The sequence below is a fragment of the Vibrio sp. 10N.261.46.A3 genome (assembly GCF_041472995.1).
Taxonomy (GTDB): Bacteria; Pseudomonadota; Gammaproteobacteria; order Enterobacterales; family Vibrionaceae; genus Vibrio; species Vibrio coralliirubri.
On record NZ_JBFRRH010000137.1, the window covers coordinates 25,576 to 35,099 of the forward strand.

A 9,524-nucleotide genomic window follows, 5' to 3' on the forward strand; every position below is an offset into this window, starting at 1 on the left:
ACTAAGCTAGAAGTAACAAAAAATAATAATAAAAATTAGAAACATAGGACGTTGGCATGAAAATATTGAAAAACTACATAGCCCTTTCTCTGTATGCTCTCGTTCTGGGTGGCTGTACTAGCTATCCTGAACAAGGCACAGGGGGTTTGGCGGAAAGTTATGATTCTATCAACTATCAAAACTCAGACTTCTCTCCTGTCATGCCAGACGAGCCACTTGGCCCAGAACATGGATTACGCTTTGATTGGCAGCTTGCTAAACTGCACCTTGATGCCTTGATCCAAGAAGGCGCTCGTTGGTGCTTCCCCGCTGCTGTTGTCCAAGCGATCGAAAAGCAAAATCGTATTGCTCGTGAACTTCAAGGCGGTCTACTACTGGATGCAGCCAACGACTTAGTGATTCAAAGAAAACGCCTAAATGAACTTGAAGTCCAACTGGATTACGTAACCTCTCAAGCCCGCTGTGAGCCACCAAAAAATGAAACCCAATTTAGAATGCAACTGTCAGTTATAGAACAGTTGTATGACCTGCTTAATGTTGATAACCAATTCGCGGAAGATTCGATTGAAGTAAACCCGAAGTACATGGGAAGACTTGCGGAAGCAACCAGCCTACTGAAAGAACACAAATCTCTAGACCTTGTTGTTACCGGCCATGCTGATGCGACAGGTACCGAAGAATACAACGATAAGTTAGCACTTGGACGAGCGAAACAAGTCGAACGCTACCTGACTATTTTTGGATTAGGCGCTCAACGAATCAAAGCCGTCTCTGTTGGCGAAACCGTCCCTCTTTTTGAAGGCGAATCTGACGGCACACGTTTAACGAACCGCCGAGTGAGTATCGAAATTATCTCGCCTAAGAATGCCGAGAAAATGGGAGGTGGACTATGAAATCCTTGATCGCTTTTATCATCACCCTATCGTTATGCTTTGCGAATGTCGTCAATGCTAACGACGAGTTTTCAGACGCAGTTCAAGTCGGTGACCTTATCCAAGTTAACGTACCCGGTGAAAGTACCTTAAACACGGGGTTCCAAGTGGATAAGCGTGGCCGTATTACCCTTCCTGAAGTAGGCGCTGTGTTTGTTGCAGGTTACGACAGTGAGCAGCTTAACAAAGTCGTTTTAGAGTCGCTGGCAACCGCTTATAAAGATCTTTCGAACGCTTCAGTGTATGTAAAAGAGCAGCAAATCATCATCTACGTGCAAGGTTATGTAGAACAGCCTGGCGAATACACGCTCGCATTAGGTTCCAGCATTCAAATGGCACTTTACGCTGCGGGTGGTTTACGCCCTGGCGCGCAACTGGATAAGCTGATTCTTAAGCGAGGCGCGGATAAGAAAGAGTTTAACTACAAACGGTTCCTTGATTCAGGAGACGAGTCAACATTACCCACTCTGCAATCACTGGATTCATTGTTCGTTCCTGCTTCCCCATTAGTCGGTAACATCGAACAAGAGTTTGACGCAGCAAAGCTTGCTAACTCAGGTGACAGTGCTGACTCTCGAAATTCAATTAAAGTGTTTGGTGAGGTGAACGCACCGGGTTCGTTCACTTACAAAGAGAACACCGACCTTGTCGACGTACTTATGCGTTCGGGCGGCGTAACTCGCTATGCCAGTGTTGAGCAAATCCGAGTAATCTCAAACAACACCCCCACGCTATTCAACCTAAAACGTTACTTAGATTCTGGTGACGAAAGTCTGCTTCCAATTTTACGTCCGGGTGCGACCATTTTCGTTCCCAAGCAAGAAGAAGAGATCAAATCTGGCGCAAACATGGTTTACGTGATGGGTGAAGTCGCAGCCCCTGGTGCTTTTGAAGGCAAAAGAGACGCGACCTTTATGGATATCTTGGCTAATGCGGGTGGCCCAACTCGATTTGCAGAGTCACGACAGATCCGAGTCATAAAAGCAGATGGCAGAGTGCTTAAATTCGATTTAGCGGCTTACACCGAAGGCTTACCAAACTCTAACCCTCCAAGCATCAAAGCTGGTGACGCGATTTTCGTTCCTGAGAAAACCGACATGAACGAGAAGTCTTGGTTGAAAATCACGCCAGACCGAGCGGTTAACGTGATTGGTGAGGTGAATCGACCTGGTCGTATCGAATGGTCAGATGAAATGAACTTCATGGGACTATTGGCTCACGTTGGCGGCCCTACGCTACGCGCTGACACATCGAAAATTGAAGTCGTGACTGGTAGAAAGTTGGTTGTATTTAACCTTGATGATTTCATTCGAAATGGCGCGCCACGTGACCAAATGCCTCAGATTCGCGCGGGTTCTATCGTGCGTGTTCACGACCTGCCACAAGATCCTTCCGACAATAAATCACAATGGGTTCGTCAAAGCTCTGATGCTTCGATCTACATCTTTGGACAAGTGAATGCGCCCGGTCGTTACCGCTTCACAAAAGACATGCACTTCCTTGATATCTTGTCTGCGGCTGACGGTCCAACAAAGGATGCTGACATTCACAACGTTCGAGTAACGCATCGTGACAAAACCTATTCGCAAGTAAGCAAACTTAACTTATCACTGTACTTCGAAACCGGTGACGAATCGTTACTGCCAAACGTAACCACTGGCGACACGATTTACATCCCAGAGAAAGGCAAAAACTGGCTAGATACACCGAAAGAAGAAACCGTTCGTGTGCTTGGTGCGATTAATAACCCAGGGCGTTATGTATTCAACGACAACATGACCATTCTAGATATTCTGGCAGAAGCGGCAGGCCCTACCGACAATGCTTACGTCGAGAAAATTACCATTGTGAATATGTCTTGCTGCCAAGGTCAGGCTCGTACCTTCGACCTTGTTGAATTCAGCAAAACGGCGAACATTTACAACTTGCCGGTGCTACGCGCTGGTGACACGATTTACATTCCAGACCGTCGCGAAAGCTTTATTGAAAAAGCACGTGTCGGACTTGATGACATACTGCGTATCACCACCACCATCGTATTAATAGGAGCTTTATAATGACTATTTCAGCGACCCATGCCGAAGTCGAGCAACTGTATTTAGCTTCTGAACTTAACGGCCAAAAATCAATATGCGTGACCGCCTGCCATTCAGGTGACGGCGTAACATCTATTGCAACCGCATTAGCCGAGCGTTTTCTTCTTGCGGGTCATTCAACGCTTTATGTTGATCTCAACTTATTCAACCCTGCTTTCAAAGATTTGAATATGCTAGAAGATAATCAGCAAGGTCAATTGATTGAACATGTTGAATCTCAGCGTACGTTTATCGGTGTCCCTGCTCCACAAGTTGCTTCAACGCAATTGGCTTATAAAGATCCGACAACGTTACAAAAAGTGGTCAACAAATGGTTAGAGAAATACGACAGAGTCATCATTGATACCTCACCGCTTCTCAACATAAACAAAGGCAACATTCCGGCGCAGTCTGTGGCGAGTGCTTGTGACAGCACACTAATGGTTGTCGCGTATGGTGAAACGTCGAGTCACCACCTAGAACAAGCGAAAAAGCTGCTTGATGCCCAAAGCATCAACCTAATGGGCTGCGTGATGAACATGAAACAAAAGCCTAGCTTTGCACAAGAGTTGGTCAGACAAATCAATCGAATGAAATTCATCCCCGTTAAGCTTCGCGATAGCTTGGCAAACAAGCTGTATCAAAATGAATTTTTGAACCTACCAATGTAACTTTCTTTTGCTACTTTCTGGCTGTCATTAAACCATGACAGCCGCCAATCGTATTAGAATTCAAGCCCCCGACAGCTCTGGATAAATCAAAACCAAATTGGGTGTTTTTGGCGAAATTATTATTAAAAATAAGATTTTAAAAACCATTCAACGCATTTCACACACGTCAATTATGGTCTTACCACCTTTAAATCCCTTCAAAAATCAACAGCCCCACGCCTAACTTTAGCGGTAATGTGACACAGACTGTTAAAGTGCCATGTAAATCGCATCAAAGATGGAATTCGTACGATTATTCCCTAAGATTATAAATAGAGGTGGTTTTTGACGAATTTGTAATAGTTTGACAAAGTTATCCGATGGCTGTTGAAACACAGTGGATGAATTGGCAAATCACACTTCACTGACTTTGCACGTTTATCTATTCAAACTTCACCCATCCCTCCTTCTGCTCAAATGGTTCAAATACACGGAAAGGATCACCATCGAGCAATTTAGATAATCAATTTACCTTGGTTACCTTAGTTGTATTATTAAAGAGAAAGGAAACTCAATATGAAATACAAGTTAAGCTCCGTATTTTTGTTAGTAGCAGCAGCCAGCGGTAATGCTAACGCTGGAGAATGTGGCAGCGTAACAATCGCAGATATGAACTGGAACTCTGCAACACTGATCGCCAATATCGACCAATTCATCCTTGAACATGGTTATGGATGTGATGCTGAACTTATCCCTGGCGACACTATGCCAACAGGCACGTCTATGATCGAAAAAGGACAGCCTGATGTTGCACCTGAACTTTGGAGCAACAGCTTAAAAGACGCATTAGATAAAGGTGTTGAAGAAAAACGTCTTCGCTACGCAGGTAAAGCACTTGTGAACGGCGGTGAAGAAGGCTTTTGGGTTCCGGCTTACCTAGTAAAACAGTACCCTGAAATGGCAACCATCGAAGGCGTACGCAAAAATGCAAGCTTATTCAAACACCCTGAAGACCCAGATACATCTGCATTCTACAGCTGCCCTGCAGGCTGGAACTGTCAGATCAGCGCCGGAAACTTGTTTAATGCTCTTGAGCTAGAAAACAGTGGTTTCACGATTGTTGATCCAGGATCGAGTGCCGGCTTATCTGGCTCTATCGCAAAAGCTTATGAACGTGAAGAAGCTTGGTTTGGTTACTACTGGGCACCGACCGCTGTGCTAGGTAAATACGACATGGTTAAAGTCGACTTTGGCAGTGGCGTTAATGAGGAAGAGTTCCTTAACTGTACCACCAAAGAAGATTGTGAATCGCCAAAAGCGACCATGTACCCGCCTTCACCTGTTCACACGATTACCACTGAAAGTTTTGCGTCACGTGCTCCTGAAGCATACGACTACTTTACTAAACGTGGTTTCACAAACGACAAAATGAACTCGCTACTTGCTTGGATGGAAGACAACCAAGCTGATGGCGAAGAAGCGAGTCTGCATTTCTTAAGTGAATTCCCAGAAGTATGGCACCCATGGGTTTCTGAAGAAGTGGCTAAGAAAGTTGAAGCAGAGCTGTAAGAGCTTGGTTTAATAACAAGTAATTACGCTTCAACAATAAAACAGAAATAACGTCGCTATACTTGATGTTATTCATGATTCGGAGCCCTTTTCATTAGCGATTTTCTTATCGCATGGACAAGTGGCTCCGAACTATAAGGATATAAAATGGCTGACAGCAATTGGTTATCAAGCTTTCCAGAGATGGAACGCGGTGATTTACGAACCATAAAAAAGACGCTAGATGGCGCATACCGTGAATTTTCCCGTGAATACGGCGAAATGATTGAATCTCTCTTTGACCCTCTTCTTTCATTCCTTGTTTGGTTTGAAAAACTTCTTATCTCAACACCTTGGATTATTGTCCTTGCCGTGTGTACCAGCCTTGTCTACGCAGCAAGCCGCTCTTGGAAATTGGCTTTAGGCTGTGTCGTTTCACTGCTTCTCATTGGTTACTTTGGAATGTGGGAAGACACCATGCGGACGCTCAGTATCATTACTGTGTGTACCTTGGTTTCAATATTCTTAGGCATTCCGATTGGCATTGCGATGGCTCGTTCAAATCGGGCTCAATCTATCGTTACGCCGATGCTCGATATCATGCAAACCATGCCTGCATTCGTTTACCTGATTCCTGTTGTGATGCTACTCGGCATCGGTAAGATTCCAGGGCTAATCGCCGTTGTTATCTACGCGATTCCACCTGTGATTCGTTTAACTAACCTAGGCATACGCCTAGTCGACAAAGAAGTCCTTGAAGCCGCTACCGCTTTTGGTGCGAGCAAAAAGCAACGCTTGTGGGGTGTTCAACTTCCTCTAGCAATGCCAACGATCATGGCGGGTATCAACCAAACCATCATGATGGCACTTTCTATGGTTGTTATCGCATCTATGATTGGTGTTAAAGGTCTAGGACAACCGGTTCTTAAATCGATCACCAACCAATACTTCACATTAGGCTTGATGAATGGTTTCGCCATCGTTGCCCTCGCAATCCTTTTTGACCGCGCTTCACAAGCGTACGCAAGAAGAACTAATGCGCATTTAGGAGGACTCAAGCATGACTAAACCATTGATTGAAATTAGTGGTCTGTACAAGGTGTTTGGACCGAAACCAATGTCTGTTATGAACCGAGTTCAAAACGGCGAACACAAAGATCAGATTCTTGCGGACACGGGTCATACCGTTGGTTTAAAAGAGATTAACCTTGAGATTAACCGTGGCGAAATCTTCGTAATCATGGGGCTTTCTGGCTCGGGTAAATCGACGCTGATTCGCCACTTCAACCGTTTGATTGACCCTACTCAAGGTAAAATCATGGTTGAAGGCATTGATGTGATGAGCCTCAACACCAAACAGCTAGAAGAGTTCCGTCGTCATAAAATGTCGATGGTATTCCAACGCTTTGGCTTAATGCCTCATCGTACTGTGGTTGAAAACGTTGCGTACGGGTTGGAAGTACAAGGCATCAAAAAAGAAGACCGTTTAGCGAAAGCCAACGAATGGTTAGAAACGGTGGGCTTGAAAGGTTACGGCAAGCAATACCCTGCTCAACTTTCAGGTGGTCAGCAACAACGTGTTGGCCTTTCTCGCGCTCTATGTACTAACGCTGAAATCTTGTTAATGGATGAAGCCTTTTCGGCACTCGACCCTTTGATCCGAAGCGAAATGCAAGATCAACTGATCGAACTTCAAGAGAAGCTTCATAAGACGATTGTTTTCATCACTCATGATCTGGACGAAGCACTCCGCCTAGGCGATAGAATCGCAATTTTGAAAGACGGCGAGTTAGTACAACAAGGCACACCACATGAGATTCTGCTAAATCCAGCCGATGATTACGTGGAAGCGTTCGTGAAAGACGTAAACCGTGCTCGCGCATTGACCGTTGAAACCGTTATGCAGCCTCCTCTCTATCGAATCACATCAGAAACGATTGAAGGTGCTCTGGCACAAATGAAGATGCTTAAAAACGATTACGCTTATCACGTAACGGATGACGGCTATCAAGGCTTAGTCACACAGGAGAGCCTACAAGACGCCGTTGAAGATTCATCGGTACATGACTTTAGTGACGAGATCTACGAAGAAGTCCCTGCCATCTTACCTGATGCGGTGATTGAAGAAGTGCTACCAGACACAATGTCTTGTGACTACTCTCTTCCGGTTGTTGATGAAGACGGTAATCTAAAAGGTGAACTAGAGAGAAGCGCTGTTGCTGATATCTTCTCAGAAAGTAGCGAGGAAGAAGTAGAAGCCGACCCAAAGCCAAAGATTGCTAAAGCTTCGTAGTTCTACTTTTCGTGATTTAAAGCACGGCTGTTTAAATTATCGCTATTTGGGTTATAGGTATTTGAGTTATTGCTATTTAGATTAGCCTAAACTACATAAACCGCTCTAAGACCACTGTTGTTAATTCACTGCAGTGGTCTTTTTTATTTGTATCGGGCTCGTTTTCTTCTGAGATCTACCCGCATCTTAGGCTTTATAGGCACCTAAGTTTATATTTCATAAGAGAAAACAAAATAAAATCAGTCCGTTAGATTTGTCACAAACCCAATAGCAAGATGAACGAGATGCCAAATAAATGCGCTATTTGTACGGCAACCAGTTGAAATTATTCTAGAAAATGACTAGAACTTATTAGTACTCACAGATATTACGCTCAACAAAGGACTTAGTTTGATGAATTCTACTTTAGCGTCAGACGCAGCTACCGTTCAAAACTCACAACAAGTGAGCGAGCTTGTCGATGAAAGCGTTCTGGAGCAAATGATTCGCGATACAAGTGCGGACATTATCCCTATCTTGATCGACCATTATGTCGAAGAATCACAAACACGCTTGGTAGCCATAAAAGAGGCTGTCACTCAGAAAGACGCTCAAACACTTGAGTTCGAGGTCCACACTCTCGGCAGCACAGCGCTTTCATTAGGTAATCGTCCTTTGGGTGAATTAGCTCGCGCTTTAGAAAAACAATGCTTAGAACAGAGTCATGATGCTGCATTTCGAGAAGTTGATGAATTACTAGAGCTCGCAGAGCGTTCAATAAAAGCCTTGCTTGAAAGGAAAGAGGCAGGCTTCAGCTAGCTTTGCATACTCATTATCGGTAGCAGATTAAAAACTCAAAGCAGTCGTTATTAATATAGTCGCCATAAGATGTGCTCCATCATGAACAGCAATGCGAGAAGTTATACCGGCCGCATCTTAAAAGATTGCATGCGGTAGATAACAAATACACAAGACTCGTATTGATGGTTGCATATCACTATGTTATTGATTGGTTAGGATAAAGTTTCAAAAGGAATACACAATGCGCCCTAAGGTATTGTTAGTTGAAGACTCCACCTCACTCGCCGTACTCTACAAGCAGTACGTAAAAGACGAGCCCTATGATATTTTCCACGTCGAAACCGGCGCGGAAGCTAAGACCTTCATTGAAAGGCACTCTCCACAGCTTGTGATTCTCGACCTTAAACTGCCTGATATGCCAGGCGAAGAAGTCTTAGATTGGATTACTGCTAACGAAATACCGACCGCAGTCATCATCGCGACAGCGCATGGCTCAGTAAACATCGCGGTAGACCTTATCCAGCGCGGTGCAGAAGACTTCTTAGAGAAACCCATTCAAGCCGATCGACTCAAGACTTCTGTTCGCTTACATCTAAAAAGAGCGAAACTCGAAAACCTTGTCGATAATATGCAAAGCAAATTCGATCGTGATCGTTTTCATAATTTCATTGGCTCTTGCCTACCCATGCAGGCAGTTTACAAAATCATTGATTCGGTAGCACCAACCACTGCCAGCGTGTTTATTAACGGCGAGAGTGGTACGGGTAAAGAAGTGTGCGCGGAAGCGATTCACCAAGAGAGTCAGCGTAATGGTAAACCTTTCGTGGCGATTAACTGTGGTGCTATCCCTCGAGACCTAATGGAGAGTGAAATCTTCGGTCACGTTAAAGGTGCGTTTACCGGCGCAACAACCGACCGTAAAGGTGCAGCAATGCAAGCACATGGCGGCACCCTATTTCTCGATGAGCTTTGTGAAATGGAACTGGAGATGCAGAAGAAGCTCCTACGATTTTTGCAAACTGGTACGTTTACTCCACTCGGTGGTAATCGCGAGATTAAAGTGGATGTCAGAATTATCTGTGCGACTAATCGCGATCCACTGGTTGAAGTAGAAGAAGGACGCTTCAGAGAAGACCTTTACTATCGTGTTCACGTTGTGCCTATCGAGATGCCACCGCTTCGTGAACGAGGAAGTGACATTGTCACCCTATCTAATCACTTCTTGAAGCTCTTGATTTAAATCGCA

General features: G+C 44.6%; 7 protein-coding genes and 1 pseudogene. All 8 read left to right on the forward strand.

The window, feature by feature from the left end:
• Nucleotides 1–56: 56 nt before the first annotated feature.
• Entirely contained in the window at nt 57–893 is an 837-nt protein-coding gene (locus tag AB4484_RS24790) for an OmpA family protein (protein ID WP_050645129.1), read from the forward strand.
• Nucleotides 890–2,989 carry an SLBB domain-containing protein gene (locus AB4484_RS24795; protein WP_048611051.1) on the forward strand — a complete coding sequence of 700 codons (2,100 nt, stop codon included), beginning with the start codon at nt 890–892 and terminating at the stop codon, nt 2,987–2,989. The genes AB4484_RS24790 and AB4484_RS24795 overlap by 4 nt, the downstream gene beginning before the upstream one ends.
• Nucleotides 2,989–3,678 carry a tyrosine-protein kinase family protein gene (locus tag AB4484_RS24800; protein ID WP_050645553.1) on the forward strand — a complete coding sequence of 230 codons (690 nt, stop codon included), beginning with the start codon at nt 2,989–2,991 and terminating at the stop codon, nt 3,676–3,678. Before AB4484_RS24795 ends, AB4484_RS24800 begins: the two co-directional genes overlap by 1 nt.
• Before the next feature lie 555 nt (nt 3,679–4,233).
• A complete protein-coding gene (locus AB4484_RS24805) occupies nt 4,234–5,226 on the forward strand; it encodes an ABC transporter substrate-binding protein (protein WP_017063893.1) in 993 nt (330 codons plus the stop codon).
• Between the two features lie 147 nt (nt 5,227–5,373).
• On the forward strand, nt 5,374–6,273 hold the full coding sequence (locus AB4484_RS24810) for a proline/glycine betaine ABC transporter permease (protein ID WP_050645132.1): 900 nt from the start codon (nt 5,374–5,376) through the stop codon (nt 6,271–6,273).
• A complete protein-coding gene (locus AB4484_RS24815; RefSeq protein WP_048615892.1) occupies nt 6,266–7,498 on the forward strand; it encodes a glycine betaine/L-proline ABC transporter ATP-binding protein in 1,233 nt (410 codons plus the stop codon). Before AB4484_RS24810 ends, AB4484_RS24815 begins: the two co-directional genes overlap by 8 nt.
• 393 nt (nt 7,499–7,891) lie before the next feature.
• Complete coding sequence (locus AB4484_RS24820; protein ID WP_372080853.1) at nt 7,892–8,296, forward strand: Hpt domain-containing protein; 405 nt, start codon at nt 7,892–7,894, stop codon at nt 8,294–8,296.
• A gap of 223 nt (nt 8,297–8,519) precedes the next feature.
• Nucleotides 8,520–9,509: pseudogene (locus AB4484_RS24825) on the forward strand (sigma-54-dependent transcriptional regulator); the annotation flags it as partial.
• Nucleotides 9,510–9,524 lie beyond the last annotated feature (15 nt).